Annotated in this window: 25 protein-coding genes; 18 read left to right on the top strand and 7 right to left on the bottom strand. The window is 66.2% G+C overall.

The window, feature by feature from the left end; translation table 11 throughout:
- Positions 1-56 precede the first annotated feature (56 nt).
- From AC1PQG_RS04335 to AC1PQG_RS04325, 3 genes are all read left to right on the top strand, one after another.
- Positions 57-1,043: a LysR family transcriptional regulator gene (locus tag AC1PQG_RS04335; RefSeq protein ID WP_481121428.1), complete on the top strand. Its 987-nt coding sequence runs from the start codon at positions 57-59 to the stop codon at positions 1,041-1,043.
- Between the two features lie 175 nt (positions 1,044-1,218).
- Positions 1,219-1,692 carry a cupin domain-containing protein gene (locus AC1PQG_RS04330; RefSeq protein ID WP_481121427.1) on the top strand — a complete coding sequence of 158 codons (474 nt, stop codon included), beginning with the start codon at positions 1,219-1,221 and terminating at the stop codon, positions 1,690-1,692.
- 152 nt (positions 1,693-1,844) lie between these two features.
- Positions 1,845-2,441 carry a nitroreductase family protein gene (locus tag AC1PQG_RS04325; protein ID WP_481121426.1) on the top strand — a complete coding sequence of 199 codons (597 nt, stop codon included), beginning with the start codon at positions 1,845-1,847 and terminating at the stop codon, positions 2,439-2,441.
- Between the two features lie 75 nt (positions 2,442-2,516).
- Here the strand turns inward: AC1PQG_RS04325 and AC1PQG_RS04320 are convergent, their stop codons facing one another.
- Positions 2,517-4,538 carry a sigma-54-dependent Fis family transcriptional regulator gene (locus AC1PQG_RS04320; protein ID WP_481121425.1) on the bottom strand — a complete coding sequence of 674 codons (2,022 nt, stop codon included), beginning with the start codon at positions 4,536-4,538 and terminating at the stop codon, positions 2,517-2,519.
- A 333-nt stretch (positions 4,539-4,871) separates the two neighbouring features.
- Between AC1PQG_RS04320 and AC1PQG_RS04315 the strand changes: the two genes are divergently transcribed.
- The 10 genes from AC1PQG_RS04315 (at position 4,872) to AC1PQG_RS04270 (ending at position 14,184) form a co-directional block, all read left to right on the top strand.
- On the top strand, positions 4,872-5,915 hold the full coding sequence (locus AC1PQG_RS04315) for an ATP-NAD kinase family protein (RefSeq protein WP_481121424.1): 1,044 nt from the start codon (positions 4,872-4,874) through the stop codon (positions 5,913-5,915).
- A gap of 145 nt (positions 5,916-6,060) precedes the next feature.
- Positions 6,061-7,035 carry a thiamine pyrophosphate-dependent dehydrogenase E1 component subunit alpha gene (locus tag AC1PQG_RS04310; protein WP_374486957.1) on the top strand — a complete coding sequence of 325 codons (975 nt, stop codon included), beginning with the start codon at positions 6,061-6,063 and terminating at the stop codon, positions 7,033-7,035.
- 34 nt (positions 7,036-7,069) lie between these two features.
- Complete coding sequence (locus tag AC1PQG_RS04305; protein WP_481121423.1) at positions 7,070-8,080, top strand: alpha-ketoacid dehydrogenase subunit beta; 1,011 nt, start codon at positions 7,070-7,072, stop codon at positions 8,078-8,080.
- Positions 8,080-9,192: an acetoin dehydrogenase dihydrolipoyllysine-residue acetyltransferase subunit gene (locus tag AC1PQG_RS04300; RefSeq protein WP_481121422.1), complete on the top strand. Its 1,113-nt coding sequence runs from the start codon at positions 8,080-8,082 to the stop codon at positions 9,190-9,192. The genes AC1PQG_RS04305 and AC1PQG_RS04300 overlap by 1 nt, the downstream gene beginning before the upstream one ends.
- A gap of 149 nt (positions 9,193-9,341) precedes the next feature.
- On the top strand, positions 9,342-10,307 hold the full coding sequence (lipA, locus tag AC1PQG_RS04295; RefSeq protein WP_481121421.1) for a lipoyl synthase: 966 nt from the start codon (positions 9,342-9,344) through the stop codon (positions 10,305-10,307).
- Complete coding sequence (gene thiS, locus AC1PQG_RS04290; RefSeq protein ID WP_481121420.1) at positions 10,304-10,510, top strand: sulfur carrier protein ThiS; 207 nt, start codon at positions 10,304-10,306, stop codon at positions 10,508-10,510. Before lipA ends, thiS begins: the two co-directional genes overlap by 4 nt.
- Before the next feature lie 55 nt (positions 10,511-10,565).
- Positions 10,566-11,333: a thiazole synthase gene (locus AC1PQG_RS04285; protein WP_481122964.1), complete on the top strand. Its 768-nt coding sequence runs from the start codon at positions 10,566-10,568 to the stop codon at positions 11,331-11,333.
- Between the two features lie 129 nt (positions 11,334-11,462).
- Positions 11,463-12,464, top strand: a complete 1,002-nt coding sequence (locus tag AC1PQG_RS04280) for an LLM class flavin-dependent oxidoreductase (RefSeq protein WP_481121419.1) — start codon at positions 11,463-11,465, stop codon at positions 12,462-12,464.
- Between the two features lie 32 nt (positions 12,465-12,496).
- Complete coding sequence (locus AC1PQG_RS04275; RefSeq protein WP_481121418.1) at positions 12,497-13,963, top strand: aminoacyl-histidine dipeptidase; 1,467 nt, start codon at positions 12,497-12,499, stop codon at positions 13,961-13,963.
- Positions 13,960-14,184 carry a DUF3820 family protein gene (locus AC1PQG_RS04270; protein WP_481121417.1) on the top strand — a complete coding sequence of 75 codons (225 nt, stop codon included), beginning with the start codon at positions 13,960-13,962 and terminating at the stop codon, positions 14,182-14,184. Before AC1PQG_RS04275 ends, AC1PQG_RS04270 begins: the two co-directional genes overlap by 4 nt.
- Before the next feature lie 79 nt (positions 14,185-14,263).
- Here the strand turns inward: AC1PQG_RS04270 and bfr (AC1PQG_RS04265) are convergent, their stop codons facing one another.
- From bfr (AC1PQG_RS04265) to AC1PQG_RS04255, 3 genes are all read right to left on the bottom strand, one after another.
- Entirely contained in the window at positions 14,264-14,746 is a 483-nt protein-coding gene (gene bfr, locus AC1PQG_RS04265; protein WP_481121416.1) for a bacterioferritin, read from the bottom strand.
- A 12-nt stretch (positions 14,747-14,758) separates the two neighbouring features.
- Positions 14,759-15,247, bottom strand: coding sequence for a bacterioferritin (gene bfr, locus AC1PQG_RS04260; RefSeq protein ID WP_481121415.1), 489 nt, complete (start codon positions 15,245-15,247; stop codon positions 14,759-14,761).
- 83 nt (positions 15,248-15,330) lie between these two features.
- Positions 15,331-17,523, bottom strand: a complete 2,193-nt coding sequence (locus AC1PQG_RS04255; RefSeq protein ID WP_481121414.1) for a TonB-dependent receptor plug domain-containing protein — start codon at positions 17,521-17,523, stop codon at positions 15,331-15,333.
- A gap of 765 nt (positions 17,524-18,288) precedes the next feature.
- Here AC1PQG_RS04255 and AC1PQG_RS04250 point away from each other — a divergent pair.
- Positions 18,289-19,329, top strand: coding sequence for an OmpA family protein (locus AC1PQG_RS04250; protein ID WP_481121413.1), 1,041 nt, complete (start codon positions 18,289-18,291; stop codon positions 19,327-19,329).
- Positions 19,330-19,343: 14 nt separating this feature from the next.
- Here AC1PQG_RS04250 and AC1PQG_RS04245 read toward each other — a convergent pair whose 3' ends face one another.
- On the bottom strand, positions 19,344-20,018 hold the full coding sequence (locus AC1PQG_RS04245) for a carbonic anhydrase family protein (protein WP_481121412.1): 675 nt from the start codon (positions 20,016-20,018) through the stop codon (positions 19,344-19,346).
- Between the two features lie 106 nt (positions 20,019-20,124).
- Here AC1PQG_RS04245 and AC1PQG_RS04240 point away from each other — a divergent pair, with 106 nt between their 5' ends.
- Positions 20,125-21,039, top strand: coding sequence for a LysR family transcriptional regulator (locus AC1PQG_RS04240; protein ID WP_481121411.1), 915 nt, complete (start codon positions 20,125-20,127; stop codon positions 21,037-21,039).
- 113 nt (positions 21,040-21,152) lie between these two features.
- Here the strand turns inward: AC1PQG_RS04240 and AC1PQG_RS04235 are convergent, their stop codons facing one another.
- Together AC1PQG_RS04235 and AC1PQG_RS04230 are read right to left on the bottom strand one after the other, a co-directional pair.
- The gene (locus AC1PQG_RS04235) at positions 21,153-21,731 is read right to left on the bottom strand and encodes an HD domain-containing protein (RefSeq protein ID WP_481121410.1); all 579 of its coding nucleotides are present in this window, start codon (positions 21,729-21,731) and stop codon (positions 21,153-21,155) included.
- A gap of 5 nt (positions 21,732-21,736) precedes the next feature.
- Positions 21,737-22,615: a LysR family transcriptional regulator gene (locus AC1PQG_RS04230; protein ID WP_481121409.1), complete on the bottom strand. Its 879-nt coding sequence runs from the start codon at positions 22,613-22,615 to the stop codon at positions 21,737-21,739.
- A gap of 96 nt (positions 22,616-22,711) precedes the next feature.
- Here AC1PQG_RS04230 and AC1PQG_RS04225 point away from each other — a divergent pair, with 96 nt between their 5' ends.
- From AC1PQG_RS04225 to AC1PQG_RS04215, 3 genes are all read left to right on the top strand, one after another.
- A complete protein-coding gene (locus AC1PQG_RS04225) occupies positions 22,712-23,164 on the top strand; it encodes a DMT family transporter (protein WP_481121408.1) in 453 nt (150 codons plus the stop codon).
- 103 nt (positions 23,165-23,267) lie between these two features.
- Positions 23,268-24,905 (top strand): MbnP family copper-binding protein, encoded by a 1,638-nt coding sequence (locus tag AC1PQG_RS04220; RefSeq protein WP_481121407.1) that lies wholly within the window; start codon positions 23,268-23,270, stop codon positions 24,903-24,905.
- Positions 24,906-24,925: 20 nt separating this feature from the next.
- On the top strand, positions 24,926-26,101 hold the full coding sequence (locus AC1PQG_RS04215) for an MbnH family di-heme enzyme (RefSeq protein ID WP_481121406.1): 1,176 nt from the start codon (positions 24,926-24,928) through the stop codon (positions 26,099-26,101).
- The last annotated feature ends 9 nt before the right edge of the window (positions 26,102-26,110 follow it).

Here is a 26,110-nt window from a genome sequence, read left to right as displayed (position 1 = left end):
GTCGCCCGATCACCACGGTAGTAGCCCGGCATGCAGATTTGCTATACGTTTGACGCATGAAGAAGACGCTCATCACCGCCCCCGGCGAGCCGCGCGCCCGCGCCGATGCCCCCGCCACCGCCACCGCGTCGGCCACCGGCGACCGCCTGGAATTGATCCAGACCTTCGTGCGCATCGTCGAAGCCGGCAACCTGTCAGCCGCTGCCGCCCAGCTCGGCATGACCCAGCCGACCATCAGCCGGCGCCTGCAGACCCTGGAGAAATCCCTCGGCGTGCGCCTGCTGCAGCGCTCCACCCACACCATGCGCCTGACGGTGGACGGCGAACGCTGCTACGAAGGCGCCAAAGCCCTGCTGGCCAACTGGGCGGCCTTCGAGTCCGACCTGAAAGGCGCCCGCGAGGAACCGGAAGGCGTGCTGCGCGTCGTCGCGCCCCATGCCTTCGGCCAGGAACGCCTGGTCGGCCCGCTGGCCAGCTACCTGCAGCGCTACCCGCGCATGAAGGTCGAATGGCTGCTGCACGACGACAGCGCGATCCAGGACTTCATCGCCGCCGGCATCGACTGCGCGATCCAGGTCGGCGAGATCCGCGATTCGTCGCTGGTGGCCATCCAGCTCGCCGAGGTGCCACGCATCGTCGTCGCGGCGCCGTCAGTGCTCGCCACCGGCGCCATGCCCCGCGAGCCGGAAGACCTCGCCGGCCTGCCCTGGCTGGCCCTGCGCACCTACTACCGCCACGAGATCGCGCTGCGCCACGTGGCGACGGGCGAGCGCCGTGTCGTGCCGATCGAACCGCGTCTGAGCACCGACAGCCTGTACGCGCTGAAGAGCGCGGCCCTGATGGGCCTGGGCGTCGGTGTCGGCTCGGCATGGGTGATGACCGAGGCGCTGGCCGACGGACGCCTGGTGCAACTGGCACCGGACTGGCAGGCCGCGCCGTTGCCGGTCAGCCTGGTCTATCCCTACGCCCGCTTCTACCCGGCCCGCCTGCGCTGCTTCATCGACGTGATGCGCGCCGCGCTGCCCCAGGCGATCGCCGGTTGAACCCGGCGTGGCGGCGAGCAACAGCCCTGCCACTGTTGGAATTCCCACCCTGGCTGCTGCCCGGCCAGCAGGCGACCAGTCCGTGATCGCCTGCTGGCCCCGCAGCGCAAGCCCGCCACGGGCGGCACGAAAGCTGCGTAGTCGTTTGCCATTTTTCTGGCACAGGGCTACGCACATGATCTCTTCCACCCTCAAGCTGGCCGGCCTGCTGGGCTTTGGCCTCCTCCTCGCCGGCGGCGGGCTGCCGCACACCGTCCAGGCCGCCGGGCTCGATCCCCGCGCGGTCGAATACCAGTTGCCGCAGGACATCAAGTGGGTGCGCAACGCGGCCGGCACGTCGGAGCAGGCGGTGCTGTTCGGCGACCCGAGCAAGCCCGGGCCTTACGTGGTGCGCATCAAGTGGCTGCCGGGCAACAACTTCAGCCGGCCGCACTTCCACAACGGCGACCGCTTCTTCGCGGTGCTGTCCGGCACTTGGTGGGTCGGCACCGGCGACAAGTTCGATCCGGACGCCACCGTTCCGGTAACGGCCGGCGGCTACGTCATCCACCACGGCGGCCAGGTCCATTACGACGGCGCCAAGAACGAGGAGGCGATCATCCAGGTGTGGGGCATCGGCCCGGTGCACACGACCCAGGCCAGCCGCTGATCGGTGCTCCCGCCGCCACCCTGCGCGGCGGGCAATGCGGATTCGCAGCTTAGTTTTGCGTCACAAGCATCCCAGGATTCCTTGTTTCACCCCGGCGCAGGTCCGGATGCATGATGAAGGCGTCTCTTCGATCACATTCCCCGGAGCCCCCGATGACCCAGGCACGCCAGACCGACTACCCGATCGACCCGCTGTTCACGCAGCGCTGGTCGCCCCGCGCCTTCACCGGCGAACAGATCCCCGAGGAAAGCCTGCTCGCACTGCTGGAAGCCGCGCGCTGGGCGCCGTCGGCCTATAACGCGCAACCGTGGCGCTTCATCTACGCGCGCCGCGACACGCCGAGCTGGCAGCCGGTTTTCGACAATCTCGTGGAGTTCAACCGCGGCTGGGCCCACAAGGCCGCGGCGCTGGTCGTCGTGCTGTCCCACAAGCAGTACACCGCACCGGGCGCCACCGAGAGCCAGCCCAATGCCTGGCACTCCTTCGACACCGGCGCCGCGTGGGCCAGCCTGGCCTTCCAGGCCACCCTGTCGGGCTGGCACGCCCACGGCCTCGGCGGCTTCGACGCCGACGGCCTGCGCGCCAGCCTCGGCATCCCCGACGACTACGCGGTCGAGGCGGTCATCGCGGTGGGCAAGCTCGGCGACAAGGCCAGCCTGCCCGAAGCCCTGCAGACGCGGGAGACACCCAACACCCGCCGTCCGCTGGCCGAGCTGGTGGCCGACGGCCGTTTCGACTTCGCGGCGTAAACGCGGAAGTGCCCGCCCGGCCTCCCCTTGCGGGTGCCGGACGGGCACTTCATTCAGCCAGACGAAACGCGCTTGTCAGTGGTCCCGCCGGTTGGGCGGCACGATGTTGAGGCGCGTCAGCTTGCGATAGAAGGTGGCCCGCGACAGGCCCAGCTCCTTCGCCGACACCGTCACCTGCCACTGGTTACGCCGCAGCACCTCCAGCATGCGCTCGCGCAGCCGGGCGTCCTTCTCCTTCAGCGGCGGCGCAGGCGGCTCCGGCAGGGATTCGCGCAGGCTGTGGATGCCGTGATCGTCCCGCGGCGCCGGCCGCGCCGACACCAGGCGCGGACCGAAGAACAAGTCCGGCGGGAAATGCGCGGTGTGCAGCAGCGTGCTCTCGCAGATCGCGCAGGCGTAGCGCATCGCGTGGCGCAGCTGGCGGATGTTGCCGGGCCAGCCGTGGCGGATCAGCGCATCGCGGGTTTCCGGCGCCAGGCGTAGGGATTCCCGCCCCATCGCCTTGACCTCCTCCTCCAGCACCCGGTCGATCACCGTGCCGATGTCCTCCCGCTCGCGCAGCGGCGGCAGCACGAACACCGCGCCGTTGAGGCGGTAGTACAGATCCTCGCGGAAGCGCCCCTCCTCCACCAGGCGCGGCAGGTTCTGGTGGGTCGCGCAGATGATGTGCAGCTTCACCGGGATCGGCTGCTCGGCACCCAGCGGCAGCACCTCGCCCTCGGCCAGCACGCGCAACAAACGGCTCTGCAGCACCAGCGGCATGTCGCCGATCTCGTCGAGGAACAGCGTGCCGCCGTCGGACTGCAGGATCTTGCCGCGGGCGCCCTTGGCCCGCGCACCGGTGAAGGCACCGTCCCGGTAGCCGAACAGCTCGCTCTCGATCAGGCTTTCCGGAATCGCCGCACAGTTGAGGGCGATGAAGGGTTGCTTGTGGCGGCTGCTGCAGTCGTGGATGGCCTTGGCGAAGGCTTCCTTGCCGGTGCCGGTCTCGCCCAGCAGCATCACCGGGATGTCCCGGTTGGCCACCTTCAGCGCGCGGCTGACGTTGGTGCGCACCCGCGAATCGTCGGTGGCCAGGTGGCCGAAACCGCGCACCTCGTTGCAGCCCTCGTCGTTGGTCGCGCCGTGGTGCACATCGCTCGGCGCACGGCGCCGTGCATCGGGCACCCGCAGCAGCGCGAAGAAACGTTCGCCGCTGTCCTGCACGCGCAGCGGAATGGCCTGCCCCGGCTGCGCGTGGGCCGCTGCCAGCAGATCGGCGGCGGAGCATTCGAAGAGGTCGGACACGCAGCTGATCATCCGCCCCGGCCGCTGCAGCAATTCCTTGCGGGCCCGGCGATTGCCGCCGACGATCATGCCGGTGTCGTCGAAGGCGAGCAGGTAGTCGGTCTGCACGTGCAGCAGCTCGGGGCTGCGGCCGAACTGCAATATCCAGTACTGGCGCAGGCTGTGGAATGCGAAGGCGTCCTCGATCAGGCGCGCCTTCTCGACCACCATCTGGAACACCAGCAACTGGCTGTCACGGTTCTCCGGCGAATACAGCGCCGACGCATCGAGCACCGCCAGCGGCTGATCGTCGATGCCGAGGATCGGCGCCGAGCTGCAGGTGAAGCCGATGTTGTGGGAGCGGAAATGCTCGCCCCGGTGCACGAGGATCGGCTGGCCATCCACCAGACAGGTGCCGACGCCGCAGGTGCCTTCATCCATTTCGGACCAGCGCGTGCCATTGCGGAAACCCTGGGCGCGGAATTCCTTGTCCAGTTCCGGCACGGTGCGGAAATCGACGGTGACGCCGGTGGCGTCGGTCAGCAGCACGCAATAGCTCGACGGCCGCAATTGTTCATGCAGGCGATCCATGCCCTCCCGCGCAATGCGCATGAAGGCATCCAGACGGTCGCGGTGCTCGCGCAATTCCTGCGCGGTCACCACCTGGGGCGTCGTCGCCAGCCCCGGATCGACCTGGTATTTGCTCAGAGAGCGTTGCCACGAGCGCGTCAGCCGGTCCTGCGCCGGATGCCTGGGCAGCCGCGCACCCCTCTCCACCACCTCGACCACGCGTTCCACGTGGCGGGCGATATCACCTTGTCCCCGCATCATTTTATTTCCCCCATATATATCGGGAGTGTTTTAGGAAAAACATCCTTTGGTAACGGCAAAGCGTATTCCGCTACGGCAATTAAATCAATGCTGACGTTTGTCTCCGTAAATTGAGACACCTGTCTCAGTTTCTCGTCTCTTTCTCGCCCCGGCGCCTCATTTCTCACCCTCCATTTTCAAAATCAATTTCACCGCACAGCAATATCAAAAATATAAAACCCTTAAACTTCATCATCATACAAAAATAGCAGCGCACCAATCCGGTATTCAATCGGCAATTGGCACGCCCCGTGCACAAAGGAGCGTAATTCGCCAACCAATTGAAGCCCAATTGTGAAACACGACTTCCAAATCCCTCCGATCGGCATCCTGGCCAATCCCGCCTCGGGGCGGGACATCCGCCGGCTGACCAGCAAGGCACTGGTTTTTCCGACGGTGGAAAAGGTCAACATGATCGAGCGCCTGCTCGGCGCCTTCGGTGCGGTGGGCGTACAGAAGGTCGTGATGATGCCGGACGTGGTGGGCATCACCGCCGGGCTGACCCGCGCCATCGACGGCCACCGGGCCGACCGCGGCCAGCCGTGGCCGCAGGTGGAATTCCTGCCGATGCAGCTACGCCACGACGCCAGCGACACCACGGAGGCGATCCGCCGCATGCGAGCGGCCGGCGTGGCAGTCATCGTCGTGCTTGGCGGCGACGGCACCCACCGCGTGGTGGCCTCCGAATGCGGCGACATCCCGCTGGCCACGCTGTCGTCCGGCACCAACAACGCCTTCCCCGAATTGCGCGAAGCAACGCTGACCGGCCTCGCCGCCGGCCTGTTGGCGAACGGCGCAGTCAGCGTCGACGAAGCCGCGGTGCCCAACAAGCAGCTGCGCGTACGGGTCGGCGAACGGGAGGAGATCGCTCTGGTGGATGTCTGCGTGACCCACCTCGACCACGTAGGCGCCCGCGCCGTGTGGGACCCGTCGAGCATCGCCGAGCTGTTCGTGAGCTTCGCCGAACCGGACGCCATCGGCCTCTCCAGCATCGCCGCGATGCTCGCCCCGGTGGGCCGCAACGAGTGGCAAGGCGCCTGGGTGCAGTGCGACGGTGCCACGTCGGCGGTGCTGGCCCCCATCGCGCCGGGACTGGTCGTGCCAGTGCCGGTGGCCGCCCACGGCCTGCTGCTGCCCGGCGAGCCCCGAGCGCTGCGCTGCCTGCGCGGCAGCCTGGCCCTCGACGGCGAACGGGAGATCGAACTCAACGGCCGCGAACCGGCCAGCGTGACTCTCGAACTGGACGGCCCGCGCACGCTGGACGTGCGCGCCACCCTCGCCGCCGCGGTGCGCCACGGCGCGCTGCGGCGCCCGCTGGCCACGGAGATGCCGGCATGACCCACCACCTTTTTCCCGCCTGCGGCCCGCCCGCAGCCCTCAACCCCGGACGGCGCCCCGCGGCGCCGACCGCCACCGACCCCGGCGCGGGCAGCCCGCTCCGCACCGGAAGCATCACCCAAAAATCCACAATCTGGAGACAACCGTGACCAAGAAACTGACTCGCGATGACCTGCTGACGGCCTACCGCACCATGCGCACCATCCGCGAATTCGAAGAGCGCCTGCACACCGACTTCGCCACCGGTGAAATCCCGGGCTTCGTCCACCTCTATGCGGGCGAAGAGGCGTCCGCCACCGGCGTGTGCATGAACCTCACCAAGGACGACCACATCGCCAGTACCCACCGCGGCCACGGCCACTGCATCGCCAAGGGCGTCGATCCGGTCGGCATGATGGCCGAGATCTGGGGCCGCAAGACCGGCACCTGCAAGGGCAAGGGCGGCTCCATGCACATCGCCGACCTGTCGGTGGGCATGCTCGGCGCCAACGGCATCGTCGGCGGCGGCGGCCCGCTGGTGTGCGGCACCGCGCTGGCGGCCAAGCTGCGCGGCACCCGCAACGTCAGCGTGTGCTTCTTCGGCGACGGCGCCTCCAACCAGGGCACCATCTTCGAAGCCATGAACCTGGCCTCGGTGTGGAACCTGCCGGTGATCTTCCTGGCCGAGAACAACGGCTACGCGGAAGCCACCTCCTACAACTACTCGGTGGCCTGCGACACCATCGCCGACCGCGCCTCGGCCTTCGGCATGCCCGGCATCACGGTGGACGGCTTCGACTTCTTCGCCGTCCATGAAGCCGCCGGCGAGGCCATCGAGCGCGCCCGCAACGGCGGCGGCCCGTCCCTGGTGGAAGTGAAGCTGTCCCGCTACTACGGCCACTTCGAGGGCGACCAGCAGACCTACCGCGCCCCCGGCGAAGTGCAGAACATCCGCGACACCAAGGACTGCCTGCTGCAGTTCGCCCGCCGTGTGACCGCCAGCGGCGAGCTCGCCCAGGCCGACCTGGACGCCATCGACGCCGAAGTGAAGGCCCTCATCGACGGCTCCGTGGTCAAGGCCAAGTCCGACCCGAAACCCACCGAAGCCGACCTGCTCACCGATGTGTACGTGAGCTACTGATCACGCCCGCCCAAAGAATTCAGGAGACATAAAAATGGCACGAAAGATTACCTACCAACAGGCCATCAACGAGGCTCTCGACCAGGAAATGGCCCGCGACCAGAACGTCATCGTGATGGGCGAAGACGTGGCCGGCGGCTCCGGCGCACCGGGCGAGCAGGACGCCTGGGGCGGCGTGCTCGGCGTGACCCGTGGGCTGTACGCCAAGCATCCGGGCCGCGTCATCGACACCCCGATCTCCGAATCCGGCTACGTCGGTGCCGCCATCGGCGCCGCCTGCTGCGGCATGCGCCCGGTGGCCGAGCTGATGTTCGTCGATTTCCTCGGCGTGTGTTTCGACCAGATCTTCAACCAGGCCGCCAAGTTCCGCTACATGTTCGGCGGCAAGGCCGAAACCCCGGTGGTGATCCGCGCCATGTACGGCGCCGGCTTCCGCGCCGCGGCGCAGCACTCCCAGTGCCTGTACAACATCTTCACCCACATCCCGGGCCTGAAGGTGGTGGTGCCGTCCAACCCCTACGACGCCAAGGGCCTGCTGATCCAGTCGATCCGCGACAACGACCCGGTGATCTTCCTCGAGCACAAGGCCCTCTACACGATGGAAGGCGAAGTGCCGGAAGAGCTCTACACCGTGCCCTTCGGCGAAGCCGCCGTGGTCCGCGAAGGCCACGACGTGACCATCGTGGCCTTCGGCCGCATGGTGCTGAAGGCCCAGGAGGCTGCCGCCGACCTGCAGAAGCAAGGCATCCACTGCGAGATCATCGACCCGCGCACCACCTCGCCGCTGGACACCGACACCATCCTCGAAAGCGTCGAGAAGACCGGCCGCCTGGTGGTGGTGGATGAATCCCATCCCCGCTGCAGCATGGCCTCCGACATCGCCGGCCTGGTCGCCGAGCAAGCCTTCGACAGCCTCAAGGCGCCGATCCGCCAGGTCACCGGCTTCCACGCTCCGGTGCCGTTCAGCGACGCGCTCGAAGAGCTTTACATCCCCAGCGCGGCGAAGATCGTCGCCGCCGTCAAGAGCGTCAAGGAGTACAAGTAATGTCTGCCATCCAAACCATCACCATGCCGAAGTGGGGCCTTTCCATGCAGGAGGGAAAGGTCAACGGCTGGCTCAAGCAGGTCGGTGATGCCGTCGAGCAAGGCCAGGAAATCGTCGAAGTCGAGAGCGAGAAGATCGCCGGCGCCGTCGAAGCCGGTGCCACCGGCGTGCTGCGCCGCCAGCTCGCCAATGAAGAAGACGTGCTGCCGGTCGGCGGCCTGCTCGGCGTCATCGCCGACGCCAGCGTGTCCGACGCCGACATCGACGCCTTCGTCGCCGACTTCCTGTCCAACTTCAAGCCCGCCGAGGGCGCGGAAGAAGACCAAGGCCCGACCACCCAGAAGATCGAGGTCAATGGCCACAAGCTGCGCTACCTCAAGCGCGGCGAAGGCGGCGAGGCGATGCTGCTGATCCACGGCTTCGGCGGCGACCTCAACAACTGGCTGTTCAACCACGAAGCGCTGGCCGCCGACCGGGCGGTGTACGCCCTCGACCTGCCCGGCCATGGCGAATCCACCAAGGACGTCGGCGAGGGCAACCTGGCCGCGCTGGCCGACACGGTGGCGGCGTTCCTCGACGCGGTTGACGTCGCCTCGGCCCACCTGGTCGGCCACTCGATGGGCGGCGCGGTATCCCTCACGATGGCCCTGCGCCACCCGGAGAAGGTCCGCTCCCTCAGCCTGATCGGCAGTGCCGGCCTGGGCAACGAGATCAACACCGGCTACATCCAGGGCTTCGTCTCGGCCGCCAACCGCAACGCCCTCAAGCCGCTGCTGGCCGACCTGTTCGCCGACAGCAGCCTGGTGACCCGCCAGCTGGTGGACGACCTGCTCAAGTACAAGCGTCTGGAAGGCGTCGGCGAGGCCCTCTCCACCCTGTCCGGCAACCTCTTCGCCGACGGCCGCCAGAACAGCGTGATGGCCGACCAGCTGGCCGAACTGGGCAAGCCGGTGCTGGTGATCTGGGGCGAGGAAGACCGCATCATCCCGGTCGCCCACGCCCACGCGGTGTCCGGCAAGGTGCAGGTGGAAGTGCTCGGCAACCGCGGCCACATGGTTCAGATGGAAGCCGCCAACGACGTCAATCGGGCCATTGCCCGCTTCGTCGGCTGACCGGCTCCGCCGGCGGACGGAACGCCGGCCCACGGGTATCCCCCCTCCCCGTGGGTTGGTGTCCGCCCTGCCGCGCGGGCCGCCGCAGGCCTGAAAACACCGGAGTCCGGCCCGAACCGGACCGCAAGCCCCCACCCCAAGGAGACATCATGCCCACTGCCCACGCCACGCCCGTCAGCCTGCGCGGCGCCGACAAGCTGGCCCGCATCCCCGTGAAGGTGGACAGCCAGCGCGCCTCGCCGCCCAAGCCGCCCTGGCTGCGCGCCCGCGATCCGGGCACCGCCTCTGTGCGCGACCTGCAGAAGCTGCTGCGCGAACAGGAGCTGCACACCGTCTGCGAGGAGGCCGACTGCCCCAACATCGGCGAGTGCTTCGCCCGCGGCACCGCCACCTTCATGATCATGGGCAGCATCTGCACCCGCCGCTGCCCCTACTGCGACGTGGCCCACGGCCGCCCCGCCCCGCTCGACGCCGACGAACCGGCGCGCCTGGCGCGCACCGTGGCGGCGATGGCACTGCGCTACGTCGTCATCACCTCGGTGGACCGGGACGACCTGCGCGACGGCGGCGCCGGCCACTTCGCGGCCTGCATCGCGGCCATCCGCAACACCTCGCCGCGGGTGCAGATCGAGATCCTGACCCCCGACTTCCGCGGCCGCGAGGCGCTGGCCCTGGAAACCCTCGGCGACGCGCTGCCCGACGTCTTCAACCACAACCTGGAAACCGTGGCGCGCCTGTACCGGGCGGTGCGCCCCGGCGCCGACTACGCCGCATCCCTGCGCCTGATCGCCGACATGAAGGCCCGCCACCCGGCGCTGCCCACCAAGTCCGGGCTGATGCTCGGCCTCGGCGAGACCGACGAGGAAGTCCTCGCCGCGATGCGCGACCTACGTGCCCACCACTGCGACATCCTGACCCTCGGCCAGTACCTGCGCCCGTCCGCCTCCCACCTGCCGGTGGAACGCTACGTGCCGCCGGAGGAGTTCGAGCGCTGGCGGCACATTGCGCTGGAGCTGGGCTTCGTCGAAGTGGCCGCCGGACCGCTGGTGCGCTCGTCCTACCGGGCCGACCAGCTGGCCGCCGGCAGCGGGCTGATCGCGGAGGCCGCAGCATGAGCATCCCGATCCGTCTCAACGGCCAGCCCCGCGAGATTCCCACTCCGTGGCGCGTCGCCGACCTGGTCATCGACCTGGGTTACGCCGGCAAGCGGGTGGCCGTCGAAGTGAACGGGCAGATCGTGCCCAAGAGCCATTACGCCCACACCCCGCTGGTCGGGCAGGACCGGGTGGAAATCGTCGTCGCAGTCGGAGGAGGCTGACATGGGAAAACCCGAAGCACATCACGTCGCAACACCGCTGGACACCCCCTTCATCATGGGCGGCCAGACCTTCCGCTCGCGCCTGCTGGTGGGCACCGGCAAGTACCGGGACTTCGCCCAAACCCGCGACGCGGTGGAGGCCAGCGGCGCCCAGATCGTCACCGTGGCGATCCGCCGCACCAACATCGGCCAGGACCCGTCCCAGCCCAGCCTGCTCGATGTGCTCGACCCGCACCGTTACACGCTGCTGCCCAACACCGCTGGCTGCTACAGCGCGATGGAGGCGATCCGCACCCTGCGCCTCGCCCGCGAGCTGCTGGACGGCCACGACCTGGTCAAGCTGGAAGTGCTGGGCAGTGCGGAGACCCTCTACCCCAACATGCCGGAAACGCTGAAGGCCGCCGAAGTGCTGGTGCGCGACGGCTTCCGGGTGATGGTGTATTGCTCCGACGACCCGGTGCAGGCGCGCATGCTGGAGGACATCGGCTGCGTGGCAATCATGCCGCTGGCCAGCCTGATCGGCTCCGGCATGGGCATCCTCAACCCGTGGAACCTCAACCTCATCATCGACGCCGCGCGGGTGCCGGTGATCGTCGATGCCGGTGTCGGCACCGCCTCGGACGCCGCCATCGCGATGGAGCTGGGCTGCGACGGCGTGCTGATGAACACCGCCATCGCCGCCGCCGGTGACCCGGTACGGATGGCCACCGCCATGCGCCTCGGCGTTGAAGCCGGCCGCCACGCCTTCCTGGCCGGCCGCATGCCACGCCGCCTGTACCACGCCAGCGCCAGCTCGCCGCTGGAAGGCGTCATCGGGCGCTGACGCGTCCCGCTGCCGGCCCCACCGGCGGCGGGACGGAAAGACGCATTGGGGAACGCGTGGCGCCCGCCGCGACTCGAAGGGACTTTCCCTGATTGGCGGAGCCGGTAGCGGCCGCCCACAATGCGCAGCATGAAAGCCCTGAACCAGATCGCCCTGTCCATGCTCGACCTCGTCGCCGTCCGTGAAGGCGGCAGCGTGGCCGACGCCCTTGCCATCTCCCTGCGCACCGCGCGCCATGTGGAGTCCCTCGGCTTCACCCGCTACTGGCTGGCCGAACACCACAACATGGCCGGTATCGCCAGCTCGGCCACCGCCGTGCTGGTCGGCCACATCGCCGGCGGCACCTCGCGCATCCGCGTCGGCTCCGGCGGCGTGATGCTGCCCAACCACGCCCCGCTGGTGGTCGCCGAAGCCTTCGGCACGCTGGCCGAGCTCTACCCCGGGCGCATCGACCTGGGCCTCGGCCGCGCCCCCGGCACCGACGGCCTGACCATGCGCGCACTGCGCCGCGAGCGTATCGAGCGCGAAGAAGACTTCCCCCGCGACGTGGCCGAACTGCAGCAGCTGCTGGCCCCGCCGCAGCCCGGCCAGAAGCTCATCGCCATGCCCGGCGCCGGCACCAATGTGCCGATCTGGCTGCTCGGCTCCAGCCTGTTCTCGGCGCGCCTCGCCGCCGAGCGCGGCCTGCCCTACGCCTTCGCCTCCCACTTCGCACCGCGCCTGCTGCTGCAAGCCCTCGACGTCTATCGCAGCAACTTCCGCCCGTCGGCACAGCTCGCCAAGCCCTACGCCATCGTCGGCGTGCCCTTGATCGCCGCCCCCACCGATGAAGAAGCCGACTTCCTGGCCAGCAGCACCTACCGTCGCGTGCTGGGCATCCTGCGCGGCGACCGGCGCCGCCTGCAGCCGCCGGAGGAGAACTTCATGGCCAACCTCCATCCGGAGGAGCGCGCCGCCATCGGCGACTTCCTCGGTGCCGCGGTCATCGGCAGCCCGGACAGCGTGCGCGCCGGCCTCACCCGCCTGGCCGAAGCCACCGACGCCGACGAGTTCATGCTGGTCAGCGACGTCTTCGACGCGGACCTGCGCCTGCGCGCCCTCGACATTGCCGCCCAGGTCTGCAAGGCTTGAGGCCTTCCCAGCAACCCCGCTCCTCACACCCCATGCCCGACTCCGTCTTTGCCGGTCTTCAGCCGGCCGCCGTGTGGTCCCATTTCGCCACCCTGTGCCGAACACCCCGTCAATCCAAGGCCGAGGACGCACTGCGCGACCATCTCCTCGACTGGGCCCTGGGCCGCGGCCTCGCCGCCCAGGTGGATGACGCCGGCAACCTGATCGTCCGCAAGCCGGCCAGCCCCGGCCATGAGGCGGCCCCCGGCGTGGTGCTGCAAGGCCATCTCGACATGGTCTGCCAGGCCAACGCCGACACGCCGCACGACTTCGCCCGCGACCCGATCCGCCCACGCCGCGACGGCGGCTGGCTGGTGGCCGACGGCACCACCCTCGGCGCCGACAACGGCATCGGCGTGGCGCTGATCCTCGCCGCGCTGGAGGACAAGACCCTGATCCACGGCCCCCTCGAAGCCCTGTTCACGGTGGATGAGGAGGCCGGCATGGGCGGCGCCCAGGGGCTGGCCCCCGGCGTGCTGCAGGGCCGGCTGATGCTCAACCTGGATACCGAAGACTGGGGCGAGTTCTATCTGGGCTGCGCTGGCGGTGCGGATGTCAATGTGCATCGCCCCGGCCACCCGGCACGCCTGCCGGCCAGCTTCGTCTGCCGGCAGATTCGCCTCGGCGGTCTGCGTGGCGGCCATTCCGGCGTGAACATCCATGAGGAACGCGGCAACGCCATCAAGCTGCTGGTGCGCGTGCTGCGCAGCCTCGAGGCGGACTTCCCGCTGCGCCTGGCCAGCCTGCAAGGCGGCACCGTCCGCAACGCGCTGCCCCGCGAAGCCCACGCGGTGGTGGCCTTGCCGACGACGCAGGTCGCCGAACTCGAAGAAGCCCTCGCCGGCTGGCAAGCCCTGCTGCGCGAAGAACTGGCGGGCGTGGACGACGGTGTCAGCCTGCACGCGAGCCCGGCCAGCGTCGATACCTTGCTGGCCGAAACCGAACAGGCGGTGTGGCTGGCCTCCCTGCACGCGGCGCCCCACGGCGTGCGGCGCTGGAGCCTGGCCGTACCGGGCGTCGTCGAAACGTCAAACAACCTGGGCGTGGTATCGGTAAGCCCCACGGAAGGCAGCGCCAACTTCATGGTGCGCTCCCTGCGCGACAGCGGCAGCACCGCGCTGGCGGAAGAAATCGTCAGCCTGTTCGCGCTGTCCGCCACGCCGGCCGAAATCTCCGGCCACTATCCGGGGTGGACGCCGAACCCGGCCTCGCCGCTGCTGGCCCTGTGCCAGGCGGCCTACGCGCGGGAGTTCGGCGACGAGTCACAGGTTAAGGTGATCCACGCCGGGCTGGAGTGCGGCATCATCGGCGCAAAATATCCGGGGCTGGACACCGTGTCCTTCGGCCCGACGATCCGCGGTGCCCACGCGCCTGGCGAGCGCGTCGACATCGACTCCGTCGGCCGCACCTGGCAGTTGTTCACCGCCATCCTCGCCGACATCGCCCGCAGCCCACAATGAACCCTGACGACCTGCAGGCCCTGGTCGACTACGTGATGCCCTTCGGCAAGTACAAGGGGCGCGTGCTGGCCGACCTGCCGGGCAATTACCTGGCCTGGTTCGCCCGCCAGGGCTTTCCGCCCGGCCGCCTCGGCCAGCTGCTGGCGCTGATGCTCGAACTCGACCACAACGGGCTCAAGCCGCTGCTGACGCCCCTGCGCCGCCGACCGCCACCCGCCTGAAAAAAATGCCGGCCCCTCGCGGGACCGGCATTTTTCATTTCCTGGACGATACTCGCTGATAAGCCCGTCCGACGGCGACTCAGCTGCCGCCCGGCTCCATCTGCGACTGCAGGTAGTTGGGCAGGGTCACGTCGTCGATCAGCGACAGCTGGGTTTCCAGCCAGTCGATGGCCTCTTCACAGGCTTCCAGCAGCTCCTGCAGCAGGTCGCGGCTGACGTAGTCGCCCAGCGTCTCGCTGAGGGCCACCGCCTCGACCAGCAGCGGGTGCTGCACGTCGCGCTCGTACTTGAGATCGCCTTCCAGGCATTCCTTGACGTTCTCGCCGATCAGCAGCTTGCCCAGGTTCTGCAGGTTGGGCAGGCCTTCCAGGAACAGGATGCGCTCGATGATCTCGTCCGCTTCCTTCATCACCCGGATCGACTGCTTGTAGTTGTAGTCGTTGAGCTTCTCGAAGCCCCAGTTGCGGAACATGCGGGCATGCAGGAAATACTGGTTGATCGAGGTCAGCTCGTTGGTGAGCGCCTTGTTCAGGATGTCGAGGACCTTCTTTTCGCCTTTCATCGCAGACCTTTCTTATGCGTTGGGGTGGCCAGGCTTCATCTGGCTTTGCAGGTAGTTGTGCAGGCCCACCGCGTCGAGCAGGCGGAGCTGCTTTTCCAGGTAGTAGGCGTGGTCCATCTCGGTGTCCTCGAGCTGTACCAGCAGCATGTCGCGGGTCACGTAGTCCTGGGCTTTCTCACAGGCCGCGATGGCCTTCTTGAGTTCGCCGACCACGTGGTATTCCAGCGCCAGATCAGCCTCCAGCATGTCCTTCACGCCCTTGCCGACCTTGATCGGGCTGCGCTTGTCCACATAGGCCGTACCTTCCAGGAACTGGATGCGCTGGATCAGCGCGCGGGCATGCTGGCGCTCGTGGTCGGACTCGTGCAGGGCCTTCTCGGACAGGTGCACATAGCCCATGTCCGAATACATCTCACCGTGAATCAGATATTGGTCAACGGCTGCCAGCTCTCCCGCCAGCAGGTCGTTGAGAATGCCAATGATTTTCTTGTCGCCTTTCATGGGAGGACTCCTTTTATTCCAGCTTTTCAGGCTGGCATGGAAACGGCGTGGAATCAAGCCATTCCAGGGAGTAGCGCGGCATATCAGAACTTCAGCGTCAGCCCCGCGTACAGCGAACGCCCCATGCCCGGCACGCCAATGCCATACGGTGCGCCGGCACCGTTGAGGGCCATCGTGGTGCCCTGGCCGATATACGCACCGCCCAGCGGCAACGCATATTGCTTGTTGAAGGCATTGTCGAGGCCCAGGTCGACGCGGTAGTGCTTCTGGTCGTAGCTGCTACGCAAGTTGAGCAGGCCATAACCGGCGGTACGGATCTCGTTGCGGACCTGGGACACGTCGTCCTTGGCCTTCACGAAGACCCCTTCGACGCTATTGATCCACGCGTTCACGCGATGCTCGACGGTGAGCCGCGCGTTGAGCGGCATGATGTTGTACAGATGGTCGTCGGTCCGCGCGTCCTTGCCGCGCACATAGCCCACGACCGCCTTGCCGGTGACGCTGCCGAAGCCCGCCCCCTCCGCCAGCAGCACCTGGCCGGACAGATCGATGCCGGCGATGCGCGCATCGGTGTTGACCAGCTTCAGGTAATTGAAGCGCTGCGCCGTACAGGTGGTGAGGCAGCGCGCATCGATGTAGTTGTCGATATAGGAATAATAGGGCGTGACTTTGAACGCCCAGCGCTGCTGCTCCACGTCGCGGAAATCGGCGCTGACGCTGACGGTATGCGCCACCTCCGGCTTCAGCGCCACGTCGCCCACATAGCCGTTGCCGTCGTTGAGCCAGTTGTTCATGGTCATCGCCATGCCGTTGGTGGACCACGTGTAGCGCTCGTAAAGGCTCGGCGAACGGGTCTTGCGCGAATAGCCGCCCTCGAAGACGCGCCCCGCGGCGGGCGTGAAGCGCAGCATCAGCGTCGCGTCCACGTTGTCGTCGGTCTTGCGGCGGTCGGCAGCGTTGAAGCGCGCCGCATCGGCGCCGTACATCATCGCCATCGTGTTGTAGCCCTGCACCGTGCCGGCATTCATGCGCAGGGTGCTGCTGCGCAGGCCGGCCAGTGAGGTCCACCGCGGCGTCCATTGGGCTTCCCATTCGCCATACACATCGAAGCGGTCGCGCTGGCCGTCGTTGATATTCGAGAAGGTATTCGGCGACATCATCATCGAGTTGGCCACCGGCGACCACCAGTCGTCCAGGCGATAGCGCTGGTATTCCGTACCGACCCGCAGCGTGTCGCGCTCGTTGAGGTTGATCTCGGCCTTCAGCTGCGCGCCGATGTTGTTGCCCCTGGTGTCCATCGGCATGCCGGCCACGTTCTTCGCCGCGCCATACCAGTACAGCTTGTCCTTGCCGAAATCCATCTGATGGCGGGTCTGTTCCTGGTAGATCCGCCCCTGCAGGCTGCCCCACTCGAAAGTCCCCGTGTAATTGAAGGCGAAGCGGGCACTCTTGTTGTCCGTCATGTCCATGTGCTGGTTCGGGAATCCCTGGTAGGGAATGTGCTGCACCCCGGCCTTCAGCTCGAACAGGTGGTTGCCATTGCGCAAGGCCACATCCAGCGCCTGGTTGATCGATTTGTAAGCCGACGAGGCGACCTCATCGCCGGCGATCCAGTGCGATCCCGCCAGCGTATCGAGCGCTGTCGTCCCACTCTTGAAGGCCTTCGCCGAACGGTAATTGCGCGACTCCGCCTCCGAGCCAGCGTACGTGATGCTCAGGTTTTCGCTGGCCCAGGTCGCCGTCGTATTGAAGCCGTGCGCATCGCCATTGGAACGGTAGAACGCCCCGACCTCACCGGTCGTGAGATTGCCCTCGCCCGCCGCCGCAAAGCGTGGCGCACGGGAATCGACGACCACCGTCGCGCCGATGCTGTCGCCGCCCAGGCTCACCGGCCGCACGCCGGAATAAACCTGGATCTCGCCGATGCGCGTGGGATCGATATAGGACAGCGGCGGATTCATGTGATTGCCGCAAGCCGAAATCAGGTCCATGCCATCGACCTGAATGCGGTTGCGGTCGTCCGCCAGCCCCTGGATGACCGGCAAGCTGGACACGCCACCCGCCGTCGACATCGCCGCCCCCGGCACGCCCAGCAGCAGCGCCGCCGAATCGCTGGTCGCAGCACGCTGGCGCGCGATCCACGACCGCTCCACGCCCTGCCCACCGCGCAGGGGCTCCACACGCGAGGCCGACACCGCCACCTCCGACAACTCCGCCGGCCCATCCGCCGCCCACGCAGCCGGAACGGAAACCAGGGGGAACAACGAGGCAATCATCAGGGCAAGCCGGGAGGGCACGGGCACAACACGTCGCATGGGGACTTCCTTATCCACTCAATTTCGTCAGGCCCGGATTCTCTTACCTCGCGAAATGATTGCCGATGCGACAAGATGCCGCAGTGTGACGGCGGCATGAGGCTTCAATGGCGGCGGATGGAAGCATGTTTGATCGTGCCGATGTCATGTTGACAGCAGCGGATCGAATGTTGGCCGGTGAACGGACATCGTGCACGCGGCAACATGCCGTGTTGCGACGTCAACATGCTTCGAGGCGCCGACGACACTCGATAACGAGCTATCAAAATGACATGTTCGACACCCGATCTAAAAGCCCAGCGTGCGCAACATTGATCATTGCGGCGTCAACATCGAATATCGCGCGGCCAACATTCAATACTGACAGGCGCGCCATGCAATATAGCTATAACGACATTCGATGTTCACTCCGCAACATCGTCCGTTCACGCTGCAAGATACTTGCGGGGCGGAACAATATGCATCGTGCGCTGCTCACTCACTTATCTGCGCGCAACACCATCGCGTCGCACCCCGCGCAGGGAGGATCCACCGATCGTCGCAACGCCATATGCCGAATGACACCCCATTCAGAGCAATTCATTCCGCATCCAAATATGAAAATGTGAACTGCTCCGCTGTGAAGATGTCGTCCCAAAACCGAGAATAAGGGGCAGTGTTCGGCCAGGTGCTGAAGAGCCAGTGATACGGCCTTCAGCTCTTTCAATCACAAGAGAAAGGGAGGACATGTTGCACAAGTTCATTCAAGGTGCGCGCGCATCGTTCATCGCCGCTTCGGCGATGGCGCTTTTTCAAGCAGCCCATGCGGGAGACTTCCCGAAGGACGTCCCGGGATCGACCGATCCGGCACTCATCAAGCGCTTCGCCGGCTCCACCCTGATCGGCTACAAGGCCGAGCCGTGGGAGGCCGCGCGCTTGCCGACGTCTGCGGTCATCAACAAAGACATACAGGGCAAGCCGTTCCGGGATGTGGTTACAGTAGAGGGCAAGCGCACGCGCGCTGTTTACCTGTCACCGGCCGGCAAGAGCCCGCTGGAGGTCTATCGCAACCACGAGCAGGCATTGAGTGCAGCCGGGTTCAAAAAGAAATTCTCGTGCGAGGTGGCGTGCAGCGATCAGTACTTCGCCTTGACACCCCTTGAATTCGACAAAGGCCTCTTGTGGTCGCGCGGATCCGTTCCCGCAGTGGGGTCAAGTGCCACATACAACCCGGATGCCGCAATCACGTTCGAAGATGGGCGCATGTGGGTCGGCTCGCTGACCCAGGGCGGCGTCGAGAAATGGGTGTTGCTGTATGTGAGCAAGGCGGTCAACTCGAACACCAACTACAGCGCGGCCTTTATCGAAGTGGTGGAGCCCAAGGCCATGCAGACAGGGCAGGTGACCGTGCTGAAGGCGTCCGACATCCAGTCCGGCCTGCAGAAGGAAGGCAAGGTGGCCTTCTATGGCCTGTACTTCGATACCGGCAAGGCCGAGATCAAGCCCAACTCCAAACAGCAACTCGAAGAGATGGGCAAGCTGCTCAAGTCGCAGCCGTCTTTGCAGGTCTATGTGGTGGGGCACACCGATGGGCAGGGCCAGCTCGACGCCAATCTGCAGCTTTCGCAACAGCGCGCCCAGGCAGTGGTCGATGCCCTGGTCAAGGATCAGCGCATCGAAGCCAGGCGTTTGATGGCAAAAGGGGTGGCCAGCCTCGCACCGTTGGATACGAACGCGACCGAAGACGGGCGTGCACGCAATCGGCGGGTAGAGTTGGTGGTGCACTGAAGCCGGCTGGCCCCCTACCCGACCATCGCCTGAATGGATGCCTTGTCGTTCAGCCAGGTGTCCTCGAAGAAGGTGACTTCGCCGGTGGCCAGGTCATGTTTGGCGCCAATGATGCCGATCTTGCCGGCGGCGATCATGTGCTCGAGGATGTAGCTGCGGTTGATGATCGAGCGCACCGAATGGCGTACGTTCAGGTTGGCAACATTCTCGACGAACGCGGTGTTCTTCGAATTGCGCTTTGCCGGTTCCAGGGTCTGGCTCTCCTGGTACACGGCGGGCTGAATCTTCGACAGCAGTTCGGTCAGGTTCCCGAGCTCCACGTGGTCGCAGGCGCCCTTGATGGCGCCGCAACCGCTGTGTCCGAGCACCACGATGAGTCTCGACCCGGCCACGTTGCAGGCAAACTCGAGGCTGCCGAGGATGTCGGTGTTGATCACGTTGCCGGCGATACGCACCGAGAAGATATCCCCGAGGCCCTGGTCGAAGATGAGTTCGGCCGATGTACGGCTGTCGATGCAGCTGACGATGGTGGCGAACGGCCATTGACCATCGCGCGTCTCATTGGCCTGCTGCAACAGGTCGCGGCTCACGCGCAGGTTGTTGACGAAGCGTGCGTTGCCTTCCTTGAGGAATTGCAGGGCGAGTGCCGGGGTGACGGTGGCCTGGGTGTCGAGGGTGTGCGTTTTCATGGTGGGTCGTGTCTGGCTTTCCAGCGATTGGGCTGGGTCGCATACTACCGACGGGAGAAAATAAGCAATAATCGATATTTACGATGATGTTGATCGATAAATATCTATGAATGCCACCTTTCGCCAGTTGCGCCTCTTCCTGGCGCTGGCCGAGCGCGGCAGTATCACCGCAGCTGCCGAGGCCTGCCATGTCACCCAGCCGACGGTGTCGATGCAATTGCGCGAGTTGGCCGAGGCCGCCGGTCTGCCTCTTTACGAGCAGATCGGCAAACGTCTGTTCCTGACCCCTGCCGGCGAGGCGCTGGCCGCAACGGCACGGGCGATGCTCGACGAGTGGCTCACCTTCGAGCAGACCCTCAATGCCATGAAGGGGCTGGAACAGGGACGCCTGCGCGTCGCGCTGGTGAGCACCGCGAAATACTTTGTGCCGCGCCTGCTGGGCAGCTTTTGTACGGAGCATCCGAACATCGAGATTGCCCTCGAGATCCTGAATCGCGACGGTGTGGTCGCGCGCCTGCGCGAGAACCGTGATGATCTATACATCATGTCGATGCCGCCCGAGAATCTCGATCTCGAACAGCACGCGTTCCTGCCCAATCCACTGGTCCTGATTGCCCCCGAGGAGCACCGACTGAAGGGGCGCCAGCTGAAACTTGCCGACCTCTCGGCCGAGCGCTTCATCCTGCGGGAGCGTGGTTCGGGCACACGCCTGGCATGCGACGCGTTTTTCTCGCGCGCAGCCTTCGTACCGGAAGTCAGGCTCGAGTTGGGCAGCAACGAAGCGATCAAGCAGGCGGTTGCCGGTGGCCTCGGCCTTGCCGTGATCTCGCGCCACGCGCTTGCGGCGCGGCTCGCGGACGATCAGCTGACCATCCTGAATGTGGACGGCTTTCCACTCCAATCCCGGTGGTTCACACTTTACCCACGCGGCAAAAGGCTTTCTCCAGTTGCGGCAGTGTTTCTCGATCACCTCACACGAACGGCGCTGGAATGGAGTGAGCGGCGCGAGTCGGGCTCATAGGCGGCAAAGGGCGCTGAATGTCAGCGTGACTCAAACATCGGTTACCACCTGCACGGGGTTGCATGCTTGGGTGACTTGAGCTTGTCACGGTACAAGCCAGCCAGTTCGTCATCTCAATGCGAAAAATGCTGCTTTACCCACTCCTCACACACCGCCCACAACTGCGGCGCGCCTCTCCTGATAACCGGCCCATAGCGCGACAAGACCTGCTCCAGTGAAACGCCGTTCTCCGTCCAGGTGCCGCCGCCGGTGACAACGTTGATCAGCAACGGCTGAAAGCGGTCGAGGGCCTTGGCGAACTGCGCATCCTCGCTCTCCGCCCGCTCGAATTCCTGCCACAGGGCCAGCAGTTCGTCGCCTTGCGGCTGCGGCAACAGGCCGAACAGGCGCGCCGCGGCGACCGCTTCCTGTTCGGCCTGCAATTCGGGCGATGACCCGCCATGGATCGGAAAGTCGCCGACGTCGATCTCGACGATGTCATGGATCAGGAGCATGCGCAGGACGCGGTTGGTATCCACCGGTCCGCTGGCGTATTCGCCGAGCAGCAGGGCATACATTGCCAGGTGCCAGGAGTGTTCGGCGGAGTTTTCCTTGCGGCTTTTGTCGAGCAGCGGCGACTGCCGCACGACGGACTTCAGGCGGTCGATCTCGCGCAGGAAGTTCAGCTGCTTTTCGAGTGTCGTGGATTGCATGATTTTCAGATCGTCAGGAGGTCTGCGAAGGTCTGTCCGAGCAATGTCGGCTGGATCGGGAGGACAAGAGCACAGGTGGATCTGGCATCTTCGTCGCTCAGGCGCACGAAGACGACGCCCTGATTGCCTAGCGTCGTCATCCGCTCAGGCACGATGGCGATCCCGCGCCCGGCGGCAACGAGGTTCAGCATCGAGGTCTTGGGGGAGACGATCTGGGCGGTGCCAGGCACGAAGCCGCGCTTCAGGCACAGATCCGTGACGACCCGCGCCAGGCCGCCGCGCTCCCGATAGACTGCGGAGACGAACAGTTCGTGCTGCAGGCTGGCCACCGTGACGCTGCCTTGCGTTGCCATCGGATGGTCTGCGGGAAAAGCGACCCACAAAGGCTCGGCCGCCAACTCGACAAAGCGCACACGCGAATCCCGCCGCAGCACGGGCAGCCGGATGACACCCACATCGGCGTTGCCATTGGCCACCAGCGAGACCTGCTCCTCGGACGACGCCCGGTCGAGCTCGATCCGTGCCTTTGGACAGCGGGCGGTGAACGCGTCGAGAACCGACATCAAACTCGGCGCCGGAATCGTGCTGGAGTGCAGCAGCTTCAGCACACCCGACTCGCCGCGCGCCAGCTGTAGACCTTCCTCCGCGGCGGATGCCAGGGTTTTCGGAATGCTCGCGACCCGTTCCCGATAGACCGCGCCAGCCGGCGTCAATCGCACGCCGCGCGGTTCCCGCTCGAACAGGATGAAGCCCAACTCCTCTTCCAGTTGCGAGATCTGCCGGCTCAAGGCCGACTGCGCAATGAACAGGCTGGCAGCCGCCTGGGTGAAGCCGCCGAGATCGGCAACGGTCAGGAAATACTGGATTTGCCGAAAGCTGGGCATGCCGAAACGAGATGAATAGAGGGCCGATTTGGTATTTGTCTTATACCGACCCGCTCCACAGAATGAAACACCCCACACATTTCTGCGGAATCATTCATGTCCATCACGTCCCACGCCCTGTCGTACCTGCTGGTGGTGTTGGCGGGCGCGAGCGTCGCGCTGCAACAACTGCTCAACGCCAATCTTCGCGCACATCTCGGCTCCCCGTGGTGGGCCGGGTCCGTCAGCTATCTGGTGGGCCTGGCGGCAATGCTCGCCGTCGCCCTCATCGCACCGGGGCCGCGTTTCACCGAATCGTTTTCCGGGGCAGCGCCCTGGACCTCGTGGACCGGCGGCCTGTTCGGAGCCCTCTTCATCGGCATCGCCATCCTGATGGTCCCGCGACTGGGCGCGGCAACCACACTGGCCCTGATCGTCGTCGGGCAGATGATCGGCTCCCTCGCCTTCGACCACTTCGGCGTGCTGGGCATCCAGCAGCAGCCCGCCACGCTGATCCGGATGGCCGGCGCAGCGTGTTTGATTCTGGGCGTGGTACTGATCCGCGCCTGACGGCTCGCCCGCCTTCGCAATGCGACGTCATGCCGCATTGTCGATTCGCAACGCTCGCCAGAGAATCCCCGGCCATTCGACAACATGCCTAGAGGATTCTCACATGAGCAGACCGGCTATCCGTTTCGCATTGACCGCCATTTCCACCGCCCTCCTCTCCGCTTGCGGTGGCGGCGGAGGTGGAGGGGCCACCGCCACTACCTCACTCAGCGGGACGGTGGCCGATGGTTATCTGAAGGGTGCGACAGTGTGCCTCGACGTCAATACCAACGGCCTGTGCGACAGCGGGGAACCGACTGCAACGACCACCGACGGCGGCAAATACACCCTGTCCGGCGTGACGGCCGGCGACGAGACGAAGTATCCGGTGCTGGTCCTCGTGCCGGACAGCGCGGTCGATAGCGACAATCCCGGCAGTACCGTCGGCAAGGGCTACTTCCTGTCCAGCCCGGCCGGCAAGGGCGGCTTCGTCAGCCCGCTCACCACACTGATCCAGCAGAAGGTCGCCGCTGGCGCGACCCTCGAAGCCGCCGAAAACAGCGTCAAGGCACTGTTGGCCATCAACGACAGCGCGGTCAGCCTGCTCAACGATTACGTGGCCGCCCAGGGCAACGCCGTCCAGACCGATGCCACCTCGGCCGGCCGCTTCGCCCGCGCCCATGAAGCCGCCAAGGTCGTCGCCGCGTCCCTGCAGGCCGGCTATGACACGCTCAAGTCCGACACCAGCGCCAAGGCGGTGCACAAGGTCCTCCTCACCCAGGCCGAGGATGCCCTCACCGTCCAGGCGGCCACGTCCGCCGACACGGCAACCCCGACCTTCTCCACCACCGGCGTGATCGCCGCGGACAGCGCCAACACCCTGAAGGCGCGCGTCGCCTACGAGAAGTATGGCAGCACGGCTGCCACCCAGGCCGTCTCCATCGACTTCGACGTGACCGCCGGCGGCCAGACCGTCAGCTGCGGCGCCACGATCGCCGGCCTCGGCACCAAGGGCACCAGTGGCCAGATCCGCGACCTGCGCTTCTACATCGCCAACGTGATGCTGATCGATGCCCAGGGCAACGCCGTGCCACTCAAGCTCGACGATAACGCCAACCAGTCCCGCGGCGTGGCGCTGGTGGACTTCGAGGACGCCACCGGCAAGTGCCCGACCAGCACCGGCACCGCCGCCACCTACAAGACCATCACCGGCAAGGTCGCGCCGGGCAACTACGTTGGCGTGGCGATGACCCTTGGTGTGCCGGTCCGCTCGGCCGACACCGACCAGGTCGCCCTCAACCACAGCGACACCACAGCGGCCACCACCCCGGCGCTGCTGGGCAATTCGGCGATGGCCTGGTCCTGGCAGTCCGGCCGCAAGTTCAGCAAGATCGAGTTTGTGCCGGATGCACCCATCGTGCGCCCCACCGGCACCACCACCGCCTGGAACGTCCACCTCGGCTCCACCGGCTGCAAGGGCGACCCCACCAAGGGCGTGGTGACCGCCTGCACCAACCCCAACCGCATGGACTTCTCCTTCGCGGCCTTCAACGCCGGCACGCAAAAGGTCGTTCTCGACCTGGCCGAGCTGTTCAAGTACTCGGACCTGTCCTACGACGGCGGCGGTGCGGCCGGCTGCATGTCCGGCACCACCGACCCGGAGTGCGCCGGCATCTTCCAGGCCCTGCAGATCGACCTGGCAAGCGGCCTGCCGATCAACGGGGGCGCAACCCAGCGCGTGTTCGTCGTGAAGAGCAAGTAAGCCATCCGCCCAGCATCCCGATGAAACGCCACGCCCCCGCCCGGGCGTGTGCCGCCGCCCTGCTCGCGAGCCTCGTGCTCGCCGGCTGTGGCGGCGGTGGCACGTCCACCACCGATACCAGCCTTGCCACAAACACCGACGCGTCCTGGAACTGGAACCTGCCGGTGAACTTCGCCACGCCGGCCGTGCCCGCCGACAACCCGATGTCGGAAGAGAAGTTCCAGCTCGGCCGGCGCCTGTTCTACGACACCCGCCTGTCCGGCAACGGCACCCAGGCGTGCGCCTCCTGCCACTTCCAGAATCTCGCCTTCACCGACGGCAAGGCCGTCTCCACCGGCTCCACGGGCCAGCTCACCGCACGCGGCGCGATGCCCATCGCCAATTCGGCCTACCACCCGACCCTCACCTGGGCCAACCCGACGCTCACCTCCCTGGAAAAGCAGATGGAGGTGCCCCTCTACGGCACCAACCCGGTGGAACTGGGCATCAACGACGGCAACAAGGCCGCCGTGCTCCAGCGCTTCCAGGCCGACAGCGACTACGTGGGGCGCTTCGCCCGCGCCTTCCCCGGCGAGGCCGCCCCGCTCAACTTCACCAACGTCATCAAGGCCATCGCCACCTTCGAGCGGGGCATGCTGTCCGGCGACTCCAGATACGACCGCTACCAGAAAGGGCAGGCCACCCTCAGCGCCGCCGAGGAACGCGGTCGGACCCTGTTCTTCGGCGAGAAGGCCGAGTGCTTCCATTGCCATGGCAGCTTCAACTTCAACGATCAGTTGCGCCACACCGGTTCCCGTGACGTGGAAACCCCCTTCCACAACACCGGCCTCTACAACATCGACGGCAAGGGCGCCTACCCATCGCCCAACCGCGGCGTCTTCGAGATCACCGGCAAGGCCGAGGACATGGGCGCCTTCCGTGCCCAGAGCCTGCGCAACGTCGCGGTCACCGCGCCCTACATGCACGACGGCAGCCTTGCAAGCCTCGAAGAGGTGCTCGACTTCTACGCCGCCGGCGGCCGCAACCTGACCACCGGGCCTCACGCTGGCGACGGCCGCGCCAACCCGTACAAGAGCGACCTGATCTCGCGCATCGACCTCAATGCCCAGGAGAAGGCCGACCTGATCGCCTTCCTCAAGACCCTGACGGACGAGAGCCTGCTCACCAGCAGCCGTTTCGCCAGTCCTTTCCAGTAAAGGCTGCCC

This window comes from Zoogloea sp. GDB6 (genome assembly GCF_056724105.1).
The sequence above is the reverse complement of the archived record's forward strand: the minus strand, read 5'-3'. Positions and strand labels throughout refer to the sequence as shown.

Excerpts from the sequence above, each read along its gene's own strand:
- AC1PQG_RS04255 (WP_481121414.1), bottom strand. The coding sequence starts at position 17,523 with ATGATTGCCTCGTTGTTCCCCCTGGTTTCCGTTCCGGCTGCGTGGGCG.
- AC1PQG_RS04280 (WP_481121419.1), top strand. The coding sequence starts at position 11,463 with ATGAAAGCCCTGAACCAGATCGCCCTGTCCATGCTCGACCTCGTCGCC.
- bfr (WP_481121415.1), bottom strand. The coding sequence starts at position 15,247 with ATGAAAGGCGACAAGAAAATCATTGGCATTCTCAACGACCTGCTGGCG.
- AC1PQG_RS04325 (WP_481121426.1), top strand. The coding sequence starts at position 1,845 with ATGACCCAGGCACGCCAGACCGACTACCCGATCGACCCGCTGTTCACG.
- AC1PQG_RS04230 (WP_481121409.1), bottom strand. The coding sequence starts at position 22,615 with ATGCCCAGCTTTCGGCAAATCCAGTATTTCCTGACCGTTGCCGATCTC.
- AC1PQG_RS04335 (WP_481121428.1), top strand. The coding sequence starts at position 57 with ATGAAGAAGACGCTCATCACCGCCCCCGGCGAGCCGCGCGCCCGCGCC.
- AC1PQG_RS04285 (WP_481122964.1), top strand. The coding sequence starts at position 10,566 with ATGGGCGGCCAGACCTTCCGCTCGCGCCTGCTGGTGGGCACCGGCAAG.
- AC1PQG_RS04215 (WP_481121406.1), top strand. The coding sequence starts at position 24,926 with ATGAAACGCCACGCCCCCGCCCGGGCGTGTGCCGCCGCCCTGCTCGCG.
- AC1PQG_RS04270 (WP_481121417.1), top strand. The coding sequence starts at position 13,960 with ATGAACCCTGACGACCTGCAGGCCCTGGTCGACTACGTGATGCCCTTC.
- lipA (WP_481121421.1), top strand. The coding sequence starts at position 9,342 with ATGCCCACTGCCCACGCCACGCCCGTCAGCCTGCGCGGCGCCGACAAG.
- AC1PQG_RS04330 (WP_481121427.1), top strand. The coding sequence starts at position 1,219 with ATGATCTCTTCCACCCTCAAGCTGGCCGGCCTGCTGGGCTTTGGCCTC.
- AC1PQG_RS04225 (WP_481121408.1), top strand. The coding sequence starts at position 22,712 with ATGTCCATCACGTCCCACGCCCTGTCGTACCTGCTGGTGGTGTTGGCG.
- AC1PQG_RS04320 (WP_481121425.1), bottom strand. The coding sequence starts at position 4,538 with ATGATGCGGGGACAAGGTGATATCGCCCGCCACGTGGAACGCGTGGTC.
- AC1PQG_RS04250 (WP_481121413.1), top strand. The coding sequence starts at position 18,289 with ATGTTGCACAAGTTCATTCAAGGTGCGCGCGCATCGTTCATCGCCGCT.
- AC1PQG_RS04235 (WP_481121410.1), bottom strand. The coding sequence starts at position 21,731 with ATGCAATCCACGACACTCGAAAAGCAGCTGAACTTCCTGCGCGAGATC.
- AC1PQG_RS04240 (WP_481121411.1), top strand. The coding sequence starts at position 20,125 with ATGAATGCCACCTTTCGCCAGTTGCGCCTCTTCCTGGCGCTGGCCGAG.
- thiS (WP_481121420.1), top strand. The coding sequence starts at position 10,304 with ATGAGCATCCCGATCCGTCTCAACGGCCAGCCCCGCGAGATTCCCACT.
- AC1PQG_RS04275 (WP_481121418.1), top strand. The coding sequence starts at position 12,497 with ATGCCCGACTCCGTCTTTGCCGGTCTTCAGCCGGCCGCCGTGTGGTCC.
- AC1PQG_RS04220 (WP_481121407.1), top strand. The coding sequence starts at position 23,268 with ATGAGCAGACCGGCTATCCGTTTCGCATTGACCGCCATTTCCACCGCC.
- AC1PQG_RS04305 (WP_481121423.1), top strand. The coding sequence starts at position 7,070 with ATGGCACGAAAGATTACCTACCAACAGGCCATCAACGAGGCTCTCGAC.
- AC1PQG_RS04300 (WP_481121422.1), top strand. The coding sequence starts at position 8,080 with ATGTCTGCCATCCAAACCATCACCATGCCGAAGTGGGGCCTTTCCATG.
- bfr (WP_481121416.1), bottom strand. The coding sequence starts at position 14,746 with ATGAAAGGCGAAAAGAAGGTCCTCGACATCCTGAACAAGGCGCTCACC.
- AC1PQG_RS04245 (WP_481121412.1), bottom strand. The coding sequence starts at position 20,018 with ATGAAAACGCACACCCTCGACACCCAGGCCACCGTCACCCCGGCACTC.